The 18,308-nt window shown below is 57.5% G+C and carries 20 protein-coding genes; 8 read left to right on the top strand and 12 right to left on the bottom strand.

Annotated elements, in window-relative coordinates:
- Positions 1–13 precede the first annotated feature (13 nt).
- Together MXF20_RS21330 and MXF20_RS21335 are read right to left on the bottom strand one after the other, a co-directional pair.
- Entirely contained in the window at positions 14–1,315 is a 1,302-nt protein-coding gene (locus MXF20_RS21330) for a D-amino acid dehydrogenase (RefSeq protein ID WP_325971318.1), read from the bottom strand.
- Positions 1,316–1,405: 90 nt separating this feature from the next.
- Complete coding sequence (locus MXF20_RS21335) at positions 1,406–1,555, bottom strand: hypothetical protein (RefSeq protein WP_325971319.1); 150 nt, start codon at positions 1,553–1,555, stop codon at positions 1,406–1,408.
- Positions 1,556–1,814: 259 nt separating this feature from the next.
- Between MXF20_RS21335 and MXF20_RS21340 the strand changes: the two genes are divergently transcribed.
- Positions 1,815–3,350, top strand: a complete 1,536-nt coding sequence (locus tag MXF20_RS21340) for a SpoVR family protein (RefSeq protein WP_325971320.1) — start codon at positions 1,815–1,817, stop codon at positions 3,348–3,350.
- Between the two features lie 321 nt (positions 3,351–3,671).
- On the opposite strand, the gene fadR is transcribed toward MXF20_RS21340, so the two are convergent.
- A complete protein-coding gene (gene fadR, locus MXF20_RS21345; protein WP_325971322.1) occupies positions 3,672–4,391 on the bottom strand; it encodes a fatty acid metabolism transcriptional regulator FadR in 720 nt (239 codons plus the stop codon).
- A gap of 309 nt (positions 4,392–4,700) precedes the next feature.
- On the opposite strand from fadR, the gene dsbB reads away from it, so the two are divergent.
- Positions 4,701–5,231: a disulfide bond formation protein DsbB gene (gene dsbB, locus MXF20_RS21350; RefSeq protein WP_325971323.1), complete on the top strand. Its 531-nt coding sequence runs from the start codon at positions 4,701–4,703 to the stop codon at positions 5,229–5,231.
- A 57-nt stretch (positions 5,232–5,288) separates the two neighbouring features.
- Here the strand turns inward: dsbB and MXF20_RS21355 are convergent, their stop codons facing one another.
- The 3 genes from MXF20_RS21355 to MXF20_RS21365 all read right to left on the bottom strand — a co-directional run bounded on the left by MXF20_RS21355 (position 5,289) and on the right by MXF20_RS21365 (position 7,004).
- Positions 5,289–5,735, bottom strand: coding sequence for a YcgN family cysteine cluster protein (locus tag MXF20_RS21355; protein ID WP_325971324.1), 447 nt, complete (start codon positions 5,733–5,735; stop codon positions 5,289–5,291).
- A gap of 65 nt (positions 5,736–5,800) precedes the next feature.
- Complete coding sequence (locus MXF20_RS21360; protein ID WP_021510045.1) at positions 5,801–6,460, bottom strand: fumarylacetoacetate hydrolase family protein; 660 nt, start codon at positions 6,458–6,460, stop codon at positions 5,801–5,803.
- Positions 6,461–6,728: 268 nt separating this feature from the next.
- Positions 6,729–7,004 (bottom strand): YcgL domain-containing protein, encoded by a 276-nt coding sequence (locus MXF20_RS21365; RefSeq protein WP_325971325.1) that lies wholly within the window; start codon positions 7,002–7,004, stop codon positions 6,729–6,731.
- A gap of 154 nt (positions 7,005–7,158) precedes the next feature.
- On the opposite strand from MXF20_RS21365, the gene minC reads away from it, so the two are divergent.
- Genes minC through minE form a run of 3 tightly spaced genes read left to right on the top strand, consistent with a single transcriptional unit; the run spans position 7,159 to position 8,985 of the window.
- Positions 7,159–7,866 (top strand): septum site-determining protein MinC, encoded by a 708-nt coding sequence (gene minC, locus MXF20_RS21370; protein WP_325971326.1) that lies wholly within the window; start codon positions 7,159–7,161, stop codon positions 7,864–7,866.
- Between the two features lie 33 nt (positions 7,867–7,899).
- A complete protein-coding gene (gene minD / locus MXF20_RS21375; RefSeq protein ID WP_136546488.1) occupies positions 7,900–8,712 on the top strand; it encodes a septum site-determining protein MinD in 813 nt (270 codons plus the stop codon).
- 3 nt (positions 8,713–8,715) lie between these two features.
- Positions 8,716–8,985, top strand: a complete 270-nt coding sequence (gene minE / locus MXF20_RS21380) for a cell division topological specificity factor MinE (protein WP_010616394.1) — start codon at positions 8,716–8,718, stop codon at positions 8,983–8,985.
- Between the two features lie 55 nt (positions 8,986–9,040).
- On the opposite strand, the gene rnd is transcribed toward minE, so the two are convergent.
- The 5 genes from rnd to MXF20_RS21405 all read right to left on the bottom strand — a co-directional run bounded on the left by rnd (position 9,041) and on the right by MXF20_RS21405 (position 15,468).
- Positions 9,041–10,162: a ribonuclease D gene (gene rnd / locus MXF20_RS21385; RefSeq protein WP_325971328.1), complete on the bottom strand. Its 1,122-nt coding sequence runs from the start codon at positions 10,160–10,162 to the stop codon at positions 9,041–9,043.
- A 105-nt stretch (positions 10,163–10,267) separates the two neighbouring features.
- Complete coding sequence (gene fadD, locus MXF20_RS21390; RefSeq protein WP_325971329.1) at positions 10,268–11,941, bottom strand: long-chain-fatty-acid--CoA ligase FadD; 1,674 nt, start codon at positions 11,939–11,941, stop codon at positions 10,268–10,270.
- A gap of 208 nt (positions 11,942–12,149) precedes the next feature.
- Positions 12,150–12,743 carry a Slp family lipoprotein gene (locus MXF20_RS21395; protein WP_325971330.1) on the bottom strand — a complete coding sequence of 198 codons (594 nt, stop codon included), beginning with the start codon at positions 12,741–12,743 and terminating at the stop codon, positions 12,150–12,152.
- A gap of 60 nt (positions 12,744–12,803) precedes the next feature.
- The gene (tsaB, locus tag MXF20_RS21400; protein ID WP_325971331.1) at positions 12,804–13,505 is read right to left on the bottom strand and encodes a tRNA (adenosine(37)-N6)-threonylcarbamoyltransferase complex dimerization subunit type 1 TsaB; all 702 of its coding nucleotides are present in this window, start codon (positions 13,503–13,505) and stop codon (positions 12,804–12,806) included.
- Between the two features lie 52 nt (positions 13,506–13,557).
- Positions 13,558–15,468 carry an ATP-dependent DNA helicase gene (locus MXF20_RS21405; protein ID WP_325971332.1) on the bottom strand — a complete coding sequence of 637 codons (1,911 nt, stop codon included), beginning with the start codon at positions 15,466–15,468 and terminating at the stop codon, positions 13,558–13,560.
- Between the two features lie 125 nt (positions 15,469–15,593).
- Here MXF20_RS21405 and MXF20_RS21410 point away from each other — a divergent pair, with 125 nt between their 5' ends.
- A complete protein-coding gene (locus MXF20_RS21410; RefSeq protein WP_325971333.1) occupies positions 15,594–15,938 on the top strand; it encodes a RidA family protein in 345 nt (114 codons plus the stop codon).
- A 13-nt stretch (positions 15,939–15,951) separates the two neighbouring features.
- Here MXF20_RS21410 and MXF20_RS21415 read toward each other — a convergent pair whose 3' ends face one another.
- The gene (locus tag MXF20_RS21415; RefSeq protein ID WP_325971334.1) at positions 15,952–16,137 is read right to left on the bottom strand and encodes a YoaH family protein; all 186 of its coding nucleotides are present in this window, start codon (positions 16,135–16,137) and stop codon (positions 15,952–15,954) included.
- A gap of 115 nt (positions 16,138–16,252) precedes the next feature.
- Here MXF20_RS21415 and pabB point away from each other — a divergent pair, with 115 nt between their 5' ends.
- Positions 16,253–17,608 (top strand): aminodeoxychorismate synthase component 1, encoded by a 1,356-nt coding sequence (gene pabB / locus MXF20_RS21420; protein ID WP_325971436.1) that lies wholly within the window; start codon positions 16,253–16,255, stop codon positions 17,606–17,608.
- A 1-nt stretch (position 17,609) separates the two neighbouring features.
- Positions 17,610–18,179, top strand: a complete 570-nt coding sequence (locus tag MXF20_RS21425; protein ID WP_325971336.1) for a CoA pyrophosphatase — start codon at positions 17,610–17,612, stop codon at positions 18,177–18,179.
- Positions 18,180–18,308 lie beyond the last annotated feature (129 nt).

Raw genomic sequence — 18,308 nt, forward strand, 5'->3', positions numbered from 1 at the left:
TCTCCCTGAAGTGTCAGCGCGTCGCGCTGGCGTTACGCAGCGGCGAAGCCGGGGCTGCAAAGCCCGGCAGATAACGCAGCACCGACAGGTCGTCGGCGGCGATAGCCGGTTTACGCCCCGAAATCAGATCGGCCAGTAGCTGGCCGGAACCACAGGCCATCGTCCAGCCCAACGTACCGTGCCCGGTGTTCAGCCAGAGATTGGTCAGCGGCGTGCGCCCAACTATCGGCGTGCCGTCCGGCGTCATCGGGCGCAGTCCGGTCCAGAACGTAGCCTGTTCAACATACCCGCCCTCAGGATAGAGATCGCGGACCACCATCTCCAGCGTTTCACGTCGTGCCGGCAACAGTTTGGTGTTAAAACCAACGATTTCCGCCATGCCGCCGACGCGAATGCGATCGTCGAAGCGCGTCACCGCCACTTTGTAGGTTTCATCGAGAATGGTCGAGACCGGTGCGCCCTGCGGATCTTTGATTGGGATGGTCAGGGAATAGCCTTTAAGCGGGTAAACTGGAATCGACACGATGTCTTTCAGCAGCGCGGTAGAGTAAGAGCCAAATGCCACGACATAGGCATCGGCTTTAATCACCTCATCGCCACATTTCACGCCATAGATGCGGTTACCTTCGCGCAACAGCTGATCCACCGACGTGTCATAACGGAAAGTAACGCCGGCTGCGGCAGCCATCGCTGCCAGTCGCTGGGTAAACAGCTGGCAGTCTCCGGTTTCATCATTCGGCAGACGCAAACCACCGGTGAGCTTGTGTGCGGTGCTGGCCAGCGCCGGCTCCACGCTGTGCAGCTGATGTGCCTCCAGCAGCTCATAAGGCACGCCCGCCTCGCGCAGCACCGCGATGTCTTTGCTGGCGCTGTCGAACTGTTGCTGGGTGCGGAACAGCTGCAATGTGCCGCCCTGCCGGCCTTCATAGGCGATACCGGTGCTGGCGCGCAGCGCCTTCAGGCAGTCGCGGCTGTATTCCGCAATACGCACCATGCGGCCTTTGTTTTCCTGGTAGTGACGCATGTCGCAGTTGCGCAGCATGTTCCACATCCACTCCAGCTGGAATTTGCTGCCGTCGAGTCGCACCGCCAGCGGCGCATGTTTCTGAAACATCCACTTCACCGCCTTAAGCGGTACACCCGGTGCTGCCCAGGGTGCGGCATAGCCGGGCGATATCTGCCCTGCGTTGCCCGCGCTGGTCTCCAGCGCCGCGCCGGGCTGGCGGTCGATCACCGTGACTTCGTGCCCCGCCTGCGCCAGGTACCACGCACTGGCTACTCCAACGACACCACTACCCAGAATGACTACGCGCATAAGCCCCTCACCGTGAAAAGCATAATTAACTGGTATCACCTTCTGGTTTAGCATAACCAGCAGGCTGAATTGATATTACATTCGACCCTTTCATTTCACATGTTTTTCACTTAACTGCACACTGAAATCATGCGCCCGCGCTAAAATCAGAGTTTTTTGTGCCTTAAATGCGTTAATCAGCAAATTATTATGCGAAAGGCAGTGCTTTTCTCTTTTTTCAGGAGAAAGCGCCGCAGTCATAGCACGCTCTTATAAACAGGATTTAATCCTGCTATTTAGCCATAAAATAAAACTTATCCTTATTAGCCGCTAAAGCAGGGCTATTTTGATGATTTTGTACCAAAAGAATTCGATTGAGTTCCCGCAGTGGATAAGCGACAGTGGACTATCATTGAAGTGTTCGCTCAGGTTTTTTGGGCTGTCTTTCTCAGGATGAAGCCTTAAACGATCGTGACAGGTGACAATCCGTCGCCTGCCGCTTGCAAAACAGAGGTGCGCTATGACGACAATGTTTGACGAGCCAACCCGCAGCAGCAAACGACTCAGTGACGGTCCTGACTGGACCTTTGAACTGCTGGATGTGTATCTGGCTGAAATCGACCGCGTGGCGAAAAGCTACGGGCTTGATACCTATCCGCACCAAATCGAAGTAATCACCTCCGAACAGATGATGGATGCGTACTCCAGTGTGGGTATGCCGATCAACTACGCGCACTGGTCATTCGGTAAGAAGTTCATCGAGACCGAGCAGCGCTACAAACATGGTCAGCAGGGTCTGGCGTACGAAATCGTCATTAACTCCAATCCCTGCATCGCGTATCTGATGGAAGAGAACACCATGACCATGCAGGCGCTGGTGATGGCGCACGCCTGCTACGGCCATAACTCGTTCTTCAAAAATAACTATCTGTTCCGCAGCTGGACCGATGCCAGTTCGATTGTTGACTATCTGCTGTTTGCACGGAATTACATCTCCGACTGTGAAGAGCGCTATGGCGTGGAAGAGGTTGAGCGGCTGCTGGACTCCTGCCATGCGCTGATGAATTACGGCGTCGATCGCTATAAGCGTCCGCAAAAGATTTCGCTGCAGGAAGAGAAAGCGCGGCAGAAAAGCCGGGAAGAGTATCTGCAGAGTCAGGTCAATACGCTGTGGCGCACCCTGCCACGCAAAGAGAAAGAGTTCACTCAGGTAGAAGCGGCGCGCTATCCCTCTGAACCGCAGGAAAACCTGCTCTACTTTATGGAGAAGAACGCCCCGCTGCTGGAGTCGTGGCAGCGCGAGGTGCTGCGCATCGTGCGTAAAGTCAGCCAGTATTTTTACCCGCAGAAACAGACCCAGGTGATGAACGAAGGCTGGGCGACCTTCTGGCATTACACCATCCTCAACCATCTGTACGATGAGGGCAAAGTGTCGGAACGCTTTATGATGGAGTTCCTGCACAGCCATACCAATGTGGTATATCAGCCGCCGTATAACAGCCAGTGGTACAACGGCATCAACCCGTATGCGCTGGGCTTTGCCATGTTCCAGGACATCAAGCGTATCTGTCAGTCGCCAACTGAGGAAGACCGTTACTGGTTCCCGGACATCGCCGGTTCCGACTGGCTGAAGACGCTGCATTTCGCCATGCGCGAATTTAAAGACGAGAGTTTCATCAGCCAGTTCCTGTCGCCCAAAGTGATGCGCGATTTCCGTCTGTTTACGGTGATGGACGACGATCGTAATAACTTCCTGGAAATTGCAGCGATCCATGATGAGGCCGGCTATCGCGCCATTCGTCAGCAGCTGTCAGCCCAGTACAATCTGAGTAATCTGGAGCCGAATATTCAGGTATACAACGTTGACCTGCGCGGCGATCGTTCGCTGACGCTGCGTTACGTGCCGCAGCAGCGTGCCCCGCTGGATAAAAGCCGTCGCGATGTGCTGAAGCATGTGCACCGGCTGTGGGGATTTGATGTCAATCTGGAACAGCAGAACGAAGATGGTAGCGTAGAGTTGCTGGATCGTTGTCCGGCGCGCGGACCGGCGCTTTGAATTGAATCCAAATGCTCAGGGACGAGCATTATCATCCTGCGTTATATTTCATTCCCTTCACTGTTAATCCTGCACAATCTTCACAGACAGTCAGTATCCGCTGATGCAGCGGGCTATTCGCAGCGCTGAGGCGTTTACGTTGCGCCAGGAGATTCCCGCGTGGAGGCGGGAATCAGGCCGGGCCGGTCAGGAAGACCGATACTGGCCGGTCCGTCAGGCGCATCGTGAATGCCGAAGGTACCGCGTAAGCGGCGCGAGGAGCAGCCCGGCAGCAGCGGATACTGGATGTCCGGGACAGACCCGCAAAACGTCAGTGCACCGTTAGCGCTTACTGCTCAAATCATCCGGCATGGTCTTCTGCATACTGTGCCAGATTTCGCCGCTGCGGCGGCCGTAGTTACGCACGCTGTCGACAATCTGATCCTGCGTCGGCTGTTTGTCACACAGGTCCGCCAGCTGGCGATAGAAGCTGCGCGCCAGTTCACGCGCTTCTGGATTTGAAAAGTAGTGGCGGCCCACGCGGGTGTAAAGCCCTTTCAGACCGTTGAGAATCAGGCCGTAAATCGGGTTGCCGGACGCGAACGCCAGACCGCGGAAGACGCGGTAATCCAGCTCGGTATAGGCTTCAGCCTGATCTTCCTCGCTCAGCGCACTCTCCAGCACTTCACGCGCCTTATCAGGATGATGGCGCAGCGCGCGACTGATAAAGATCGACGCGATATTGGTGCGCACCGACAACAGATTATCAATCAACTGCGGCACGCTGTCGTGATCGAGACGGGCGAGTGTTTCGAGGATATTGAGGCCAGACGTTTCCCAGAAATCGTTAACGCGGGTGGGTTTACCGTGCTGAATGGTCAGCCAGCCGTCACGTGCCAGCCGCTGCAGCACTTCACGCAAGGTGGTACGGGTCACGCCGATCAGTTCAGAAAGCTCACGTTCGGCAGGAAGAATTGATCCCGGCGGAAAACGGCTGTTCCAGATGCTTTCAATTATGTACTCTTCAGCGAATCCTGCAGGGCTCTGTGCCTTAATCACCATAGCATTTATTTCTCATTGCTTTCTTTGTCGTAATGCCACTCATCATACCAGAGGGGTCATAGCGGAAATAGCCTGCCAGCGGATTAAAAGCGCGCGCTGGCGCAAAATTCAGCAGCGACAAGCGGAAAAACGTGGCGGGTTACGCTGCGCGCTTTGCGGCGCTTTTGATGCCGTGTGCTAAAACCCGCGATTTTTTGGCGTGGATCAGGGATAAGTCATTTTTATACATGATTTTTCTCTGCTGCCTGGCTGGCACGGGTACGCTTTTGGTTTACACTGCGATGCATTAACGGCTACGGGAAAAGCAATATGTTGCGATACTTGAATCAATGCTCACGCGGACGCGGTGCCTGGTTATTAATGGCCCTGACCGCCCTGGTTTTTGAACTGGTTGCGCTGTTCTTTCAGCACGTGATGGGACTGCAACCCTGCGTAATGTGTATTTATGAGCGTTGTGCGTTGTTTGGCGTCATGGGTGCCGGTCTGGTTGGCGCGATTGCCCCTAAAACGCCGCTGCGCTGGGCAGCTATCGCCATCTGGCTCTACAGCGCCTATGAAGGGGTGCGGCTCTCTTACGAACACACCATGATTCAGCTGCATCCCAACCCGTTTGTCACCTGCGACTTTGCGGCGCGTTTCCCGGGCTGGCTGCCGCTGGATAAGTGGCTGCCGGCGGTGTTTGTCGCCAGCGGTGACTGCGCCGAACGCGGCTGGACCTTCCTGACCTGGAGCATGCCGCAGTGGATGATCGTGATTTTTGCCGCGTATCTGCTGGTGGGCATTCTGGTATTGATTGCGCAACCGTTCAAAGCGAAGCGTCGCGATCTGTTTGGTCGCTAAGACCCGAACTCAATACGTCACAGACAAAACAGGCAGCCGCGGCTGCCTGTTGCGTTATCAGCCGTTACGATCCGGCCGGTCAATAATGTGTTCTTCCCAGTCGCGCACTTCACTCTCGCGCACCGCAATGTATCGCACCGAGATACGCTGAGCATGCATCGCTTTCTTCGACCCGGCAATCAGCGGATGCCACGCCGGCAGCGTTTTGCCCTCACCTAACAAACGATAAGCGCAGGTGCGCGGCAGCCAGTTAAAGGTGGTGAGATTCTCACGCGTCAGCTTGATGCAATCCTCTTCATACTCGAAGCGGCGCTCATAATTGCGGCACTGACAGGTCTTAATGTTCAGCTGATTACAGGCGACGTTGGTGAAGTAGATTTCATCGGTATCCGCATCCTGCAACTTATTCAGACAGCACTGTCCACAGCCGTCGCACAGCGATTCCCACTCTGCGTCGTTCATTTGGTCAAGGCGTTTGGTCTGCCAGAAGGGTTGTTCGGTCATGATAGCGGTCCGGGTTGAGCAACAAGACCGCACCTTATAAAGCTTCAGGTGCGGTGATGCAAGTATTACAGCACGCGGGTGCTGATACCGTGACCGGCCAGCGATACTTCCAGTTTATCGCCGGAGCGCAGCGGACCCACGCCTTCAGGCGTCCCGGTCAGCACCACGTCACCGGCGCGCAGCGTAAAGTACTGGCTCATATAAGCAATCAGCGGCAGAATTTTGTGGATCATGTCTGCCGTGGTGCCGTGCTGACGTACCTCGCCGTTGATCACCAGCTTCAGTTCGGCGTCCTGCGGGTCGACGCTGAACTCCGCAGCCGGAATAAATCCGGAGAGCGGACAGGAGTTATCGAAACTCTTGGCGCGCTCCCATGGCTGACCGGCTTTCTTGAACCCGGCCTGCAGGTCGCGCAGCGTCAAATCCAGCGCCACGCCATAACCGGCAATTGCCTTCGCCACGTGCTCTTCACTGGCCTGCTTCAGGGTGGCGCCAATCAGTACCGCCAGCTCTACTTCATGATGCACCTCACCGAAGCTGGCCGGGATTGACAGCGGCTGGCGCAAATCGCACACCGCGGTTTCAGGTTTGATAAACACCACCGGCTCGCTTGGTGTAGCGCTGCCCATCTCTTTAATGTGCTTTGCATAGTTGCTGCCGACGCACACCACTTTGCTGACCGGATAATCCAACAGCGCGCCCTGCCAGTTACGATGCTGATACATGCTAATCCCCTGCTTGAGTTGTGTTTGCTGCCAGCCGGGCTGGCAAAGATGGCTCATCAGCCGCCGGAACGTGGCAGGCTGCTGAGCACTATATTAGCGGGTTTATCGCGGCGGACGTGGCGGAAAGGGTCAAAGCCGTTAATCATTCATCACGTCCGACGCTAAAGACGGCGATTATTGCTCACAATAATGGGTTAAGGTGAGCAATTAAATTAATGCCGAAGCACTGATTATATTTACAGGCTATATTTTTACAGATGAATCTGAATTAAACTTTTTTACCCTGTTCAAGATGAATGTTGAGCAGACTTTCAACCGGCGGCGGGATCTGCAAATAATAACCCTGCTCGCGTAAACCCTGCTTCACTTTATTGATGTCGGCGTTGGCCAGCTTGTCACGCTGCTCGAGCGACAGCACCATCGCCAGCTGCGGTTTACCAAAGCCGCGCAGCAGCTCTTCCGGCACGCGCGAAAAATCGTCTTTTTTTTCTACATACAGATAAGTCTGGTCGCGTTGCGGGCTTCTATAGATCACACAAAACATATTTTTTACTCGAATTAACTAAGGGCGTCACTTGCCTGAATATAGCAGTAACTATAACATGCTTGCAGAACTTCGAATATTGACCCGGCAGTGTTAATGACGATTTTATCGGCGTTCACTTCAGGGTCGTGAAAACAGGACTGAGTCAGGACAGATGTCGCAATCGCCAATCGAATTCAAGGGCAGCAGTTTTACCCTGTCAGTTGTTCATCTGCACCATTCGCAACCCGAGGTGATTCGTCAGGCGCTGCAGGACAAAATCGACCAGGCCCCGGCTTTTCTGCACAACGCGCCGGTGGTGCTGAATGTGTCAGCCCTGAACGGTGACATCAACTGGAAGCAGATGCAGCAGGCCGTTAGCGCCACCGGATTACGCATTGTTGGCGTAAGCGGCTGCAAAGATGAAGCCCTGAAAAAGATGATTGCCCGCGCTGGCCTGCCGGTGCTGTCAGAGGGTAAAGAGAACCGCAAACGTGCGGAGTCGCCCGCGCCGGAGCCAGAAGCGATCGCGCCAGCGGTCAGCGAACCGGCCAGCAAAACGCGCATTATCAATACGCCGGTGCGCTCCGGCCAGCAGATTTACGCGCGCAACGCCGACCTGATCGTTACCAGCAGCGTCAGCGCCGGTGCCGAACTGGTGGCGGACGGCAACATTCATATTTACGGCATGATGCGCGGCCGTGCGCTGGCCGGTGCCAGCGGCGATCGCGACTGCCAGATTTTTTGCACCAACCTGTCAGCAGAGTTGGTCTCCATCGCCGGCGAGTACTGGATCATGGACCAGATCCCGGCGGAATTCTTTGGTAAAGCCGCGCGCCTGTGCCTTAAAGAGGGCGCGCTCACCATCCAGACACTTAATTAGGCCCCTTTTCTTTCGTTAAGGAAATCAACATTTATGGCACGCATCATTGTAGTTACATCGGGTAAAGGGGGCGTTGGCAAGACCACGTCAAGCGCGGCCATCGCCACAGGGTTAGCGCAGAAAGGCAAAAAAACCGTGGTGATCGATTTCGATATCGGTCTGCGTAACCTCGACCTGATCATGGGCTGTGAACGCCGCGTGGTGTATGACTTCGTCAACGTTATCCAGGGCGATGCCACGCTGAACCAGGCGCTGATCCGCGACAAACGCACCGAGCAGCTTTACATTCTGCCCGCCTCACAGACGCGTGATAAAGATGCCCTGACCCGCGAAGGCGTGGAAAAAGTGCTGAACGACCTGGCGGCAATGGAATTTGATTTTATCGTCTGCGACTCGCCGGCCGGTATCGAAACCGGTGCGCTGATGGCGCTGTACTTTGCCGATGAAGCCATCATCACCACTAACCCGGAAGTCTCTTCCGTGCGCGACTCAGACCGTATTCTTGGCATCATCTCCTCGAAATCGCGTCGCGCTGAAAACAGCGAAGAGCCGGTAAAAGAGCACCTGTTACTGACCCGCTACAATCCGGGACGCGTAACGCGCGGCGACATGCTGAGCATGGAAGACGTGCTGGAAATTCTACGCATTCCACTGGTCGGTGTCATTCCGGAAGATCAGTCGGTACTGCGCGCGTCTAACCAGGGTGAGCCAGTGATCCTCGACGCAAACTCTGACGCCGGTAAAGCTTACGCTGATACCGTAGATCGCCTGCTTGGCGAAGAACGCCCCTTCCGCTTTATTGAAGAAGAGAAGAAGGGTTTCCTGAAACGCCTGTTCGGGGGATAACCAATGGCATTACTTGATTTCTTTTTATCCCGTAAGAAGAACACAGCCAATATAGCCAAGGAAAGGCTGCAGATTATCGTGGCTGAACGCAGAAGGGGCGACAGTGAGCCCCACTATCTGCCGCAGCTGAAGCGCGATATTTTGGAAGTGATCTGTAAATACGTGAAAATTGACCCGGACATGGTCACGGTGCAGCTGGATCAGAAAGGGGATGATATCTCCATCCTCGAGCTCAACGTGACGCTGCCGGAGACGGAAGACGTTCCTAAATGATTGTAGCGGGTTCCTGATTTTCCCCTGCGTGGTTGCGCAGGGGAAAACGTTCCGCTTACAGCGTCTGTAAAATCTCGTCGATACCGGCTTTTAACACCTCACCCCGCCAGCCTGCCAGCAATTCCGGCGGACGCGTGGCGCTTTTCAGTCCCCAGTGCACGCTCAGCACCTGGTTAATCTGGCGACGCGATGCCAGCAGTTCCTGACTGTAACCGGTCTGCTCACTCACCTGCTGTACCAGCGCTTTAATCGCTTTAAAGGCCTGCTTGTAATGCGCATGGTCAATCAGATTGGGCAACGGCGGCGGTAATGCCGCTTCATCCAGCGCCTGCGCTTCTGCCACCATCGCCACCAGCGCTTTGCCGTGGAAGCGGATTTCGTGACCGTTCAGACCTAGGTGATCCAGCTCGCCGAGGCTGCCCGGCATAAAGCGCGCCACTTTCCACAGATTCTCTTCGCGCACCACAAAATTTACCGCCATGTCTTTCTGCCGCGCAAGATTGAGACGCCACGCCGCCAGCCGCTGCAGCACGGCCAGCTGACGCGGACGCAGCTGCCACGCATTGGTGATATCGCGCCACGCTTCTTCCGGCTGCAGCACGTCGAGACGACGCTGGCACAGCGTAGCGCATTCACTCAGCGCCGCCGCCATGTTGCCTGCGGCTTCGGTTTGCGCCACCAGCTGATGGGCGATCGGCAGCAGATAAGCCACATCCGCCGCAGCGTACTGGCACTGCCGCTCGGTAAGCGGACGCGCCAGCCAGTCGGTACGCGCTTCGCTCTTATCCAGCTCAATCTGGTTGAAATGATTGACCATCGCGGCAAAGCCCCACGACAGCGGCTGGCCAGCGAAAGCCGCCAGGATCTGCGTATCAATCATCGGCTCCGGCAGGCAGCCGAAGCGATGCAAAAACACTTCGAGATCTTCACCGCCGGCGTGCAGGAATTTAGTCAGCTGACGATCCTGCAGCAGCGCAACAAACGGCGCCCAGTCGCTGATGGTTAATGGATCGATCAGAACCAGTTGCTCGCCATCAAACAGCTGGATCAGACCGAGCTGCGGATAGTAAGTGCGGGTGCGCACGAATTCGGTATCCAGCGCCACGGCGCGATGCTGACGGGCCTGCTGGCATACGGCGGCCAACTGGTCATTTTGGTCGATCAGGGTGTAATTCACGTTTTCTTTCTCGCTGCGGCAAACCTCGCACAGCGCTCCATGTTAAAAGCAATAAAAACGCCGGACGGTGCCGGCGTTAACCTGAGCGCAAAACGCAAGCTGTTGCTAAGCTTCGCGCTTCGCCTCGTCACGCAATTCGCGACGTAAAATTTTGCCAACGTTGGTCTTCGGCAGCTCATCACGAAACTCGATAATCTTCGGCACTTTATAGCCGGTGAGCTGACGGCGACAATGATCCAGCACTTCCTCTTTCGTCAGTGACGGATCTTTTTTCACGATGCACACTTTCACCGCTTCGCCTGAGAGATCGCTCGGCACGCCAATCGCCGCGGCTTCGCGCACTTTGGCGTGCTGCATCAGCACATCTTCAATCTCGTTAGGATACACGTTAAAGCCGGACACCAGAATCATGTCTTTCTTACGATCGACGATGCGGATAAACCCTTCGGCGTCCACGGTAACAATATCACCGGTATGCAGCCAGCCATTTTTCAGCACTTCCTCGCTGGCTTCCGGCCGCTGCCAGTAGCCCGTCATCACCTGCGGCCCGCGAATACACAGCTCGCCCGGTTCGCCCGGTGGCACGTCGCGATCCTCATCATCAACAATGCGCACATCGGTTGAGGGAACCGGCAATCCAATGCTGCCGGTGTGGCAGGTAATATCATACGGGTTAACCGACACCAGCGGTGAGCATTCGGTCAGTCCGTAGCCCTCCAGCAGATAGTGCCCGGTGAGTTTCTCCCAGCGCTCGGCCACCGCTTTCTGCACTGCCATGCCGCCGCCGGCTGACAGACGCAGCGTGGAGAAATCCAGCTGGTTAAAATTGGCATCGTTCAGCAGGGCGTTAAACAGCGTGTTGACACCGGTGATGGCGGTAAAAGGGAATTTACTCAGCTCTTTAACGAAGCCGGGAATATCGCGCGGATTGGTAATCAGCAGGTTGGTACCGCCGAGGTCGAGAAACAATAGACAGTTCACCGTCAGGGCAAAGATGTGATAAAGCGGCAGCGCGGTCACCACCTGCTCCTGGCCAGGACGCAGCAACTTACCGTAGGTGGCTTTGGTCTGCTCCAGATTCGCCTGCATATTGCCGTGGGTCAGCATCGCGCCTTTCGCCACGCCGGTGGTACCGCCGGTGTATTGCAGAAACGCCAGATCCTGATTATTGATCACAGGACGGTGATAGCGCATCTGCTCGCCCTGCTGCAGCGCATGGCGGAACGGTACCGCCCCTGGCAGATGGTACTTCGGTACCAGCTTCTTCACGTATTTAACCACGAAATTCACCAGCGTGGCTTTCACCGGCGCCAGCTGATCGCCCATGCGCGTCAGCATCACGTGCTTCACCGGCGTTTCCGCGACCACTTTTTCCAGCGTATGGGCAAAGTTGGAGACGATGACAATCGCGCTGGCCCCGCTGTCGTTAAGCTGATGCTTAAGCTCGCGCGGCGTGTACAACGGGTTAACGTTCACTACCACCATGCCCGCGCGCAGGACGCCAAACAGCGCCACCGGATACTGCAGCAGATTCGGCATCATCAGCGCGACGCGATCCCCCTGCTGCAAGCCTAAACCCTGCTGCAGCCAGGCCGCAAAGGCACGGCTCTGCTGCTCCAGCTGACGGTAGGTCATCGGCTGGCCCATGTTAATGAAAGCCACCTGATCGGCATAACGTTGCGCTGCGTGTTCGAAAAGATCGACCAAAGAGGGATAACGGTCTGCGTTAATTTCCGCTGGTACATCTGGCGGATAGCGTTTCAGCCAAACCTTGTTCAAAGATTCACCCCGATATTCTTGTTGCGTAGCCATCGCCGCCTCTGCAATCAGTGTTGTTAACAATATTTTAACTGATTGTACCAGTTTGCCTGTTCCGGCATTTTCAGGTTGCGAGGCTCATCACTAAATTTCACGCATCGGTTGCGCGCCCAATAAAAAGGCCCGTTCGCGAGCACCGCGACCGGGCCGTAAAAAAAGCGGTTAATGACTATTCGGTGAGAATGGTTTCCACCTGTGCCGGACCGCCGGTGTTCATGCCCCAGTAAGGGTTCGGTCCCCAATAGCCGGGATGACGGCGCGACGGCCCGTACCAGATCCATGGATCGATCGGCTGTGGCGGCGTCATCACCTGCTGAGTCAGATGCCAGCGCTGATAACCGCGCACATCAATCACCACAAAGTTGTAGCTGGCCTTGCCAATTTCCCCTTTCTCGGTGCCTTTGATGTTGCCGAGCACCGTGACGTACTGATTATTGAGGTCAATCGGATCGACAAAACCGTGTATGTCGGCATAAATGCGCCCAATCGAGGCCGCACCGAGGCGCGGTCGCGCGCTGTCATCCAGCGGCTGAGTGGCGATTTCCAGCCGGGTCAGGCCGTTCAGGTTAGTGACCTTCACGACCTTGCCGCCGAAACGCGACTCCTGGCCGACATACAGCTGCGGCGCATTCATCACGCGTAATAAATCCTGCTGTGGAAGCTGAGAACTCCCTTTAATGGCATCCGGCACCGACACGCAGCCGCTGAGCAACAGCGCACAGGCTAACAGAGCGCCAGACATCCCTTGACGACTAATTGGCATAGCACTTCTCCTGTTATTTCTCCGTTAGACTGAAGGCGCAATAATAAGTTGCGTGGCCGCTTAGCGTCCCGGCAACTTTTTCCAGGCCACTTCATTGCGCAGATAAACCGGCTCGGCGTTTTCCACCGCCACGCTGTCGCCGCGCTGCCAGGCGCTGAGCGCCAGCGGCAGCATGTCTTCGGCGGCAGGCAGCGTAACCGCGGTGGTCAGCAGTTGCGCGCCGGTCACGGTCGCCAGCAGCTGCGGATAAGCCGCCCAGCCGGTACCGACAGTGGCCCACTCGCCGCTCAGCTGCGCGATGCGCGCCTGTGCGGCTTCCGGTTTCAGCACGGCTTCGCTCTCCGCGCCCTGCCACTCGCCCTGCTCATCACGCTGATATTCTGCCCAGTAAACTTCACCCATGCGCGCATCAATTGCCGCCAGCACGCGCGTTGCGCCGGTTAAACGCCAGGCACCCTGCGCCATGGTGGCCAGCGATGACACGCCGATCATCGGCAGGTCAGCGCCCAGCGCCAGGCCCTGCGCGATACCAATGCCAATACGCACGCCGGTAAAGCTGCCAGGGCCGCGGCCAAACGCCAGCGCGTCCAGCGCGCTCAGCGCCAGCTGCTGTGCCTGCAGCACTTCCTGCACCAGCGGCAGAATACGTTGGGTATGATCGCGGGGCGCGATTTCAAAGCGGGCATCGATCTGCTGCTGATTCAGCAGCGCGGCAGAACAGGCTTCTGTCGCGGTGTCCAGGGCTAAAATTCGGGCGGACATAACAACCTCAGAGAATCAAAATGGCGCGCATCTTACCACAGCCTGGCACAAATTAGTGCTGCTCTGGCGGACGCACAAAATCAATCGCGCGCTGTAAATCGCGGGTGCGCGGCGTCGGCGGCAGGCTATTCAGGAACAGCCCGCCATAGGGACGCGACACCAGCCGCTGGTCACAAATCACCAGCACACCACGGTCGTCGGTATCGCGAATCAGACGGCCGACGCCCTGCTTGAGGGTGATCACTGCATCCGGCAGCTGCACGTCGTTGAACGGATCGCCGCCGCGCAGACGGCAATCCTCCATGCGCGCTTTCAGCAACGGATCTTCCGGCGAGGTAAATGGCAGTTTATCGATGATCACCAGCGACAGCGCATCGCCGCGCACGTCGACGCCTTCCCAGAAGCTGCTGGTCGCCACCAGCAGTGCGTTGCCGGCATCGAGAAACTGTTTAAGCAGCTGGCCTTTGCTGGTTTCGCCCTGCAACAGCACCGGCAGGGTCATGGAAGCGCGGAACTCCGCAGCCAGCTCGCGCATCATTTTGTGCGAGGTGCACAGGAAGAAACAGCGCCCTTTGTTGGCTTCAATCAGCGGTTTCATCATGCGCGCCAGCTGACGCGCACCGCCAGGATGATTGGGTTCCGGCATGTTGCGCGGCACACACAGCAACGCCTGCTGCGCATAATCAAACGGGCTTTCGAGGATCAGCGTACGGGCATCATCAACGCCGAGCCGGCTGGCAAAATGGCTCATCTGCTCGTTGACCGCCAGCGTCGCCGAGGTAAACACCCACGCCGCTTTGCGCCCGTCCATCACTTCGCGGAAGCGCTCCGCGACCGACAGCGGCGTCAGGGCCAGCGTGAAATGCCGGCTGCTGCATTCGTACCAGTAGCTGAAGCCCGGTTCGTCAATCGCACGCAGCCGCTTGAGCCGGGTGCGATACAGCGCGGCACGCTCAAAGGCGGCGTCCAGCAGCGCGGAACGGCCCAGCGACAGCTTAATCACGTCGTAACACAGCTCCAGCGCATCATCCAGCAGCGTAAACATGCGCATGATGTTGTTGTCGCTGAGCAGGTCACGCAGATTGCCACGAAAACCGGGCTCGCCCAGCGTCAGGCGGAAATCCTGTGCACACTGCGCCAGCCGGTCGGCGGATTTCTGCAGCTGCTGCACATCGCGCACCTCGGTGCGGTAGGCAAGGATAATGTCTTTGGCGAGATCCTGCAGTTGCCGGCTCGACAGCTGCTGACCAAAGTACTGGCTGGCAATATCCGGCAGCTGGTGCGCTTCGTCGAAGATCATCACGTCGGCTTCCGGGATCAGCTCGCCAAATCCGCCCTCTTTCACCACCAGATCGGCGAGAAAAAGGTGATGGTTCACCACCACCACGTCGGCATCCATCGCTTTTTTGCGCGCCTTCACCACGAAGCAATCTTTATACAGCGGGCAATCGCTGCCGAGGCAGTTATCGTTGGTGCTGGTAACGTAAGGCCAGACCGGGCTGTCTTCCGCAACGCCGGCGCAGCTGCTGACGTCGCCATCAATGGTTTCCGATGACCAGCTGCGCACGTTAATCAGGTCGCCGAGCGCCTGCACGCTGAGGTCGCCGCCGGTCTGATTCTGCTGCTCGAGCCGTTCAAGACACAGATAGTTGGAGCGCCCTTTCAGCAGCGCGGTTTTACCGCTGAATGCCAGAGCGCGGGCGATGGTCGGCAGATCGCGGTTATACAGCTGATCCTGCAACGCTTTGGACCCGGTGGAAACGATGACTTTTTTCTTCGCCCGCAGCGCTGGCGCCAGATATGCATAGGTTTTACCGGTGCCGGTGCCGGCCTCGACCACCAGCTCGCCCGCCTGCTGCACCGCCTCACTCACTGCCTGCGCCATTTCGCGCTGCGCTGCGCGCGGCTTAAAGCCGGGAATCGCCTGCGCTAACGCGCCGTCCGCTGCAAAATCGTCTGCCACACATCCTCACCGGTTGCTCTTAAAACACCTGTAATTATGTCAGGATTCGCGGCAGGCGACCACAACAGATGACAGCCGCCCATCGGATATGGCAGGCTAGCGCAGCTAAAATAAAGGAGAACAGCATGACCATTACGCGTATTGATGTGGAGCACCGCATGTCTGAAGCGGTTGTACATGACCAGACCGTGTATTACACCAGCGTGCCGGAAAATCTGGATGACGATGCGGAAGCGCAGACCGCCAACGCGCTGGCGGTGATCGACCGCATCCTGACGCGCGTGGGCTCGGACAAAAGCAAGATTCTGGATGCCACCATTTTCCTGGTGGACAAAGCGGATTTTGCCGCGATGAACCGCGCCTGGGATGCGTGGGTCTCACCGGGTAATGCGCCGGTACGCTGCACGGTGCAGGCCGGCCTGATGAATCCACGTTATAAAGTGGAAATCAAAATCATCGCCGCGTTATAACGCCCATCGGGCGCTATTCGTCGTCTTCGTCCTCTTCGAAGCGCGCCCGAATCGCTTCACCCTGATGGTTCTGGCGAATCTCCTGCGCCACCTGCGCAATCGCCTGGCCGCTGGACATGCCGCCAGCCATCAGTTCCTGAATACGTTCCACTGCCTGTTGCTGCTGTTCATGCGATAAAGCCGGAAGACCTGCAAACATGGTTCACTCCTGGTAAATTTCGGGGACGCATTATTCCACGCTGAACAAACAGGTGCCAGCAGCAAAAAAATATGCCAGGCTACGCGCCTGCCTGCTGAACTGATTTATCCTGACGATCGTGAAAACCCTCTCGCTACAGTATACGCCCGATACGCTGTTACACCGTTTTTCCACGCTGGCGCACCGTCCGTGGGCAATGCTGCTGACCTCCGGCCAGGCCGAACACGCGGATAACCGCTTTGATATTCTCACCGCCGATCCGCGGGTCACGCTGACCACGCGCGGTGACAGCACCGCCATCGACGACGGCACCCGCATCAGCCATTCCGCCGCGGATCCGCTGCAGCTGGTGCAGCAGCAGCTGGACGCGCTCGGCATTCAGCCGGCATTTGATGCCGATTTGCCGTTCCAGGGCGGCGCGCTGGGCCTGTTTGGTTACGATCTGGGTCGCCGTTTTGAAACCCTGCCGCAGCGCGCGCAGCAGGATTTACACACGCCGGACATGGCGGTGGGCATTTATGACTGGGCGCTGATTGCCGATCATCACCGCCAGACGCTCACGCTGATTGCCCTGCACGACGCGGAGCAGCGCTGGCAGTGGCTGCAGGCGCTGGCGGTGCCGCAGCCCAAACCCTTTGCCCTGACCAGCGACTGGCACGCTAACATGAGCTATGCGCAGTACGCCGAGCGCTTCGATGCGGTGCAGGCCTATATTCAGGCGGGCGACTGCTATCAGGTGAATCTGGCGCAGCGCTTCCAGGCCAGCTATCGCGGCGATGAGTGGCAGGCGTTTCTGCGGCTCAATCGCGCCAACCGTGCGCCGTTCAGCGCCTTTATCCGCCTGCCGCACAGTGCGTTGCTGAGCCTGTCGCCGGAGCGTTTTCTCTCGCTGCAGCAGCAGCAGATTGAAACCCGCCCGATTAAAGGCACGCTGCCGCGTCTGGCCGATCCGCAGGCCGATCGGTTACAGGCGGAGAAACTGGCCAGCGCCGAAAAAGATCGCGCGGAAAACCTGATGATTGTGGACCTGCTGCGTAATGATATTGGCCGCGTCGCCGAGCCGGGCAGCGTCAGCGTACCGGAACTTTTCGTGGTGGAGCCGTTCCCGGCGGTGCATCACCTGGTGAGCACGGTGCGCGCCAGATTGCCGGACGCGCTCTGCGCGACCGATTTGCTGCGCGCCTGTTTCCCTGGCGGCTCCATTACCGGTGCGCCCAAGATCCGCGCCATGGAAATCATCGAGGAACTCGAACCGCAGCGGCGCAATGCGTGGTGCGGCAGTATTGGCTACATCAGCCTGTGCGGCCGCATGGACAGCAGCATCACTATCCGCACGCTGATCGCCGAAAACCAGCAGCTGTACTGTGCGGCGGGTGGCGGTTTGGTCGCCGACAGCGATGCCGAAGCGGAATATCAGGAGACGCTGCACAAGCTCAACCGTATTCTGCCCTGCCTGCGTGACGAGGCGTAACATGGAGCTGACGCTGCAGCAGTTTCTCAGTCGCTTTGTATTGCAGCCGCCGCTGACCGGCACGCACAGCGTGATCAGCGGACGCCGCGCCGCGGTGCTGGTGCCGGTGATTGATGGCCACCAGCCGGAACTGTTGCTGACCCGCCGCTCGTCGCTGCTGCGTAAACACGCCGGCCAGGTGGCGTTTCCCGGCGGCATGATGGACGCCAGCGACGAGTCGCTGATCGCCACCGCGCTGCGGGAAGCGCAGGAAGAAGTCGGCATCGCGCCGCAGCATGTCCGGGTGGTCGGCGTGTTACCGCCGGTCACCAGCAGCACCGGTTTCGCCGTCACGCCGGTGGTCGGCGTCATTCCGCCGCACCTGCCGCTGCAGCTCAACCCGGATGAAGTTGAAAGCGCCTTTTCCATGCCGCTTGGCGAAGCGCTGCGGCTGGGCCGCTACAGCGGACTGACGCTGCGTCGCGGTCATCGTCAGCACCAGGTGTGGCTGTCCTGGTATGAAGATTATTTTATCTGGGGCATGACCGCCGGCATCCTGCGCGCGCTCGGCCAGCAGATCGCCCTGTCCTGATCCCCCGTACCGTTTCATCCTGCCGCAAAAATTGATCCGCTTCACACCCTGCGGGATGGATAACTATTTCTGTGGTTTATAATTAGTTTATTTCATGCGAAAAGCTGCTCGCTGCCGCCCGCTGGCGAT

The sequence above is a fragment of the Pantoea dispersa genome (assembly GCF_035783935.1).
Taxonomy (GTDB): Bacteria; Pseudomonadota; Gammaproteobacteria; order Enterobacterales; family Enterobacteriaceae; genus Pantoea; species Pantoea dispersa_C.

Bases quoted from the DNA above. Each gene is read 5' to 3' on its own strand.
- MXF20_RS21340 (WP_325971320.1), top strand. From the start codon at position 1,815: ATGACGACAATGTTTGACGAGCCAACCCGCAGCAGCAAACGACTCAGT.
- MXF20_RS21395 (WP_325971330.1), bottom strand. From the start codon at position 12,743: ATGCCAATTAGTCGTCAAGGGATGTCTGGCGCTCTGTTAGCCTGTGCG.
- MXF20_RS21355 (WP_325971324.1), bottom strand. From the start codon at position 5,735: ATGACCGAACAACCCTTCTGGCAGACCAAACGCCTTGACCAAATGAAC.
- minE (WP_010616394.1), top strand. From the start codon at position 8,716: ATGGCATTACTTGATTTCTTTTTATCCCGTAAGAAGAACACAGCCAAT.
- dsbB (WP_325971323.1), top strand. From the start codon at position 4,701: ATGTTGCGATACTTGAATCAATGCTCACGCGGACGCGGTGCCTGGTTA.
- fadR (WP_325971322.1), bottom strand. From the start codon at position 4,391: ATGGTGATTAAGGCACAGAGCCCTGCAGGATTCGCTGAAGAGTACATA.
- MXF20_RS21335 (WP_325971319.1), bottom strand. From the start codon at position 1,555: ATGACTGCGGCGCTTTCTCCTGAAAAAAGAGAAAAGCACTGCCTTTCG.
- tsaB (WP_325971331.1), bottom strand. From the start codon at position 13,505: ATGTCCGCCCGAATTTTAGCCCTGGACACCGCGACAGAAGCCTGTTCT.
- MXF20_RS21410 (WP_325971333.1), top strand. From the start codon at position 15,594: ATGACCATTACGCGTATTGATGTGGAGCACCGCATGTCTGAAGCGGTT.
- MXF20_RS21330 (WP_325971318.1), bottom strand. From the start codon at position 1,315: ATGCGCGTAGTCATTCTGGGTAGTGGTGTCGTTGGAGTAGCCAGTGCG.
- minC (WP_325971326.1), top strand. From the start codon at position 7,159: ATGTCGCAATCGCCAATCGAATTCAAGGGCAGCAGTTTTACCCTGTCA.
- MXF20_RS21415 (WP_325971334.1), bottom strand. From the start codon at position 16,137: ATGTTTGCAGGTCTTCCGGCTTTATCGCATGAACAGCAGCAACAGGCA.
- minD (WP_136546488.1), top strand. From the start codon at position 7,900: ATGGCACGCATCATTGTAGTTACATCGGGTAAAGGGGGCGTTGGCAAG.
- MXF20_RS21425 (WP_325971336.1), top strand. From the start codon at position 17,610: ATGGAGCTGACGCTGCAGCAGTTTCTCAGTCGCTTTGTATTGCAGCCG.
- MXF20_RS21365 (WP_325971325.1), bottom strand. From the start codon at position 7,004: ATGTTTTGTGTGATCTATAGAAGCCCGCAACGCGACCAGACTTATCTG.
- MXF20_RS21360 (WP_021510045.1), bottom strand. From the start codon at position 6,460: ATGTATCAGCATCGTAACTGGCAGGGCGCGCTGTTGGATTATCCGGTC.